The following is a 2671-nucleotide window of genomic DNA, read 5'->3' as shown; positions in this document are numbered from 1 at the left end:
CCATTGGCTTTACTATCATCTTTACTTGCAAGTGAAACAAATCTATTAATAGAAGACGCATTCTCTATAATTCTTAATACATCCTCATGTGGGATCGGATGACTATACAAAACATGTCCTTCCTTATCAAAACAATAAGACCCATTAAAAGAAAGTATGGCATCAAAAGTCACTCCTTCAAAAGCAGGTACACTTAAAGGATGTCTTCCTGTCGCAATACATACCTTTATATTATTAGCCTGTAATCTCTGTAATGTTTCTATAGTAATATCAGAAACACTGCGTGTTTCCATATTGCTTAAAGTTCCATCAATATCAAAAAATGCAATCTTAATCATACTAAATCCTCCATGGATCCATTCTAACATAAAAAGAGAGGTTTACCCTCTCTTAGTCTAACTGTTGACAGAAATCTTTCAGAACTTTATATGATTCCTCGAGTGCTTTCTGCTCATCTTCTTTCATATTTATTTCTACTATTTCTTTAGCTCCTGTCTTATCAATAATAGTAGGAACACTTAAGAAGATATCATTCATACCATACTGACCATCTAAATGAACAGATACTGGATAAATTCTATTTTCATTAAAGAGAATAGATTTCAAAATTGCGGTAGTTGCTGCCGCAATACCATAACATGTATTACCTTTACGGTTAAAGATCTGCCATCCATCTTCAATGACAGCATGTCTTAATGTTTCCTTAGTGGCATCCTTAGTACGTTCCGCATTATCTTTTAATACATCTTCTACACTCTTACCACCAATAGTTGCACTAGACCATGTCACCATTTCTGAATCACCATGTTCACCACATACATATGCTGATACACTCTTTGCATCTAAATGATACATATCAGCTAAACGACAAGATAATCTTGCACTATCAAGAGTTGTACCACTACCAATAACCTGGTTCTTTGGTAAGCCTGATTCCTTCCAAGTAATATAACTCATAATATCTACTGGGTTAGATACGACAATAAAGATACCATTAAAGCCAGACGCCATTGTAGAATTTACAATAGACTTAATAATCTTAACACTTGGTGCTAACATCTGTAAACGGTCATGAGAATCTTTAGGCATTGGTGCTGATGCTGTAATGATGACTACATCTGCATCCTTACAATCAGAATAATCCCCTGCTTTTACTTTAATATTTCTATTCATGAAGTAAACTGACTGCTGCATATCTAATGCTTCACCATATGCTTTTTCTTTATTAATATCAATTAATACAATTTCTTCACAAAGTCCCTGGTTAATAATTGAGTAGGCAGTTGTAGCACCTACATTACCTAAACCAACAATAACTACTTTAGAATCCTTAAAACTCATATTATTTTTTCCTCCTTGAATCGTTAATATTGTAGCACAACTGTCCTATCAAATGTATAATAATGACCAAGAGAGGTTCAAATATGAAAACTAAAGTACTATTAAAAAAGGGTGAAGGCCGTACTATTAATGCAGGCGGTTTATGGATTTATGACAATGAAATAAAAGAGATACATGGACATTTCAAGAATGGTGATATTGTAGATGTATATGCCCATAATGAGTATCCATTAGGTAGAGGTTATATTAACCAGAATTCTAAGATTAGAATTCGTTTAATGACTAGAAATATTGATCAGGAGATTGATTCTGATTTCTTACGTATGAGATTACAGAATGCCTGGGATTACCGTAAAAAGACAGTGGATACTTCTAGTTGTCGTATTGTGTTTGGAGATGCTGATTTCTTACCAGGTCTAGTGATTGATAAGTTTGAGGATATATTAGTTGTACAGTCTCTCGCATTAGGTATTGATGCCTTTAAGGAAGAGATTGTAGAACTTATGAAGGATATTCTACTACAGGATGGCATTACTATTAGAGGTGTATATGAACGTAGTGATGCCAAGGAACGTACTAAGGAAGGTATGGAAAGAGTCAAAGGGTTTATTGGTGAACCTTTTGATCCTCATATTGATATTGTAGAGAATGGTGTTAAGTATCATATAGATGTTGCAGAAGGACAGAAGACTGGTTTCTTCCTTGATCAGAAATATAATAGACTTGCAATACAGAAATTATGTAAAGATGCAAAAGTATTAGACTGTTTTACTTATATTGGTACTTTTGCATTGAATGCAGGTATTGCAGGAGCTCAAAGTGTTTTAGGTGTGGATGCATCTCAGTTTGCGGTAAATCTTGCGAATGAGAATTCTAAGTTTAATGGTTTAGAAGATACTGTTAAGTTTGAGTGTCATGATGTATTTGATTTCCTACCAGAATTAGAGGCTCAGGGAGAATTATTTGATATGGTTATATTAGATCCCCCTGCTTTCACAAAGTCTCGTGCATCTATTAAGAATGCGATTAAAGGCTATCGTGAGATTAATATGAGAGGTATGAAATTAGTAAAAGATGGTGGATATCTGGCTACATGTTCATGTTCTCATTTTATGGACTATGATACATTTACTAAAACTATTGGACAGGCTGCAAAGCTTGTACATAAGAGATTAAGACAGGTAGAATTTAGAACACAGGCTGCAGATCATCCTATTTTGTGGAATGGTGATGAGAATAGCTATTACTTAAAGTTCTATATCTTCCAGGTGGTTGATGAAAAGTAAGAAAAGATGATGACTCGACACGAGCCATCATCTTTTCAGTTATA

At 34.3% G+C, this 2671-nt stretch carries 3 protein-coding genes; 1 reads left to right on the top strand and 2 read right to left on the bottom strand.

Going from position 1 to position 2671, the window contains the following annotated elements; all coding sequences use genetic code 11:
- Together B2S90_RS09175 and B2S90_RS09170 are read right to left on the bottom strand one after the other, a co-directional pair.
- Nucleotides 1-338: HAD-IIB family hydrolase (locus B2S90_RS09175; RefSeq protein WP_286696938.1), on the bottom strand; the 338-nt coding region annotated here is incomplete at its 3' end.
- A gap of 52 nt (nucleotides 339-390) precedes the next feature.
- Complete coding sequence (locus tag B2S90_RS09170) at nucleotides 391-1341, bottom strand: L-lactate dehydrogenase (protein WP_055233233.1); 951 nt, start codon at nucleotides 1339-1341, stop codon at nucleotides 391-393.
- Nucleotides 1342-1424: 83 nt separating this feature from the next.
- On the opposite strand from B2S90_RS09170, the gene B2S90_RS09165 reads away from it, so the two are divergent.
- Complete coding sequence (locus tag B2S90_RS09165; RefSeq protein ID WP_286696937.1) at nucleotides 1425-2627, top strand: class I SAM-dependent rRNA methyltransferase; 1203 nt, start codon at nucleotides 1425-1427, stop codon at nucleotides 2625-2627.
- The last annotated feature ends 44 nt before the right edge of the window (nucleotides 2628-2671 follow it).

The sequence above is a fragment of the Catenibacterium sp. UBA627 genome (assembly GCF_002299355.1).
GTDB lineage: Bacteria > Bacillota_I > Bacilli_A > Erysipelotrichales > Coprobacillaceae > Catenibacterium > Catenibacterium mitsuoka.
This window is presented reverse-complemented; position numbering and strand designations above follow the sequence as displayed.

What these genes read in the sequence shown, in the direction of transcription:
- B2S90_RS09165 (WP_286696937.1), top strand. Translation starts at nt 1,425, where the DNA reads ATGAAAACTAAAGTACTATTAAAAAAGGGTGAAGGCCGTACTATTAAT.
- B2S90_RS09170 (WP_055233233.1), bottom strand. Translation starts at nt 1,341, where the DNA reads ATGAGTTTTAAGGATTCTAAAGTAGTTATTGTTGGTTTAGGTAATGTA.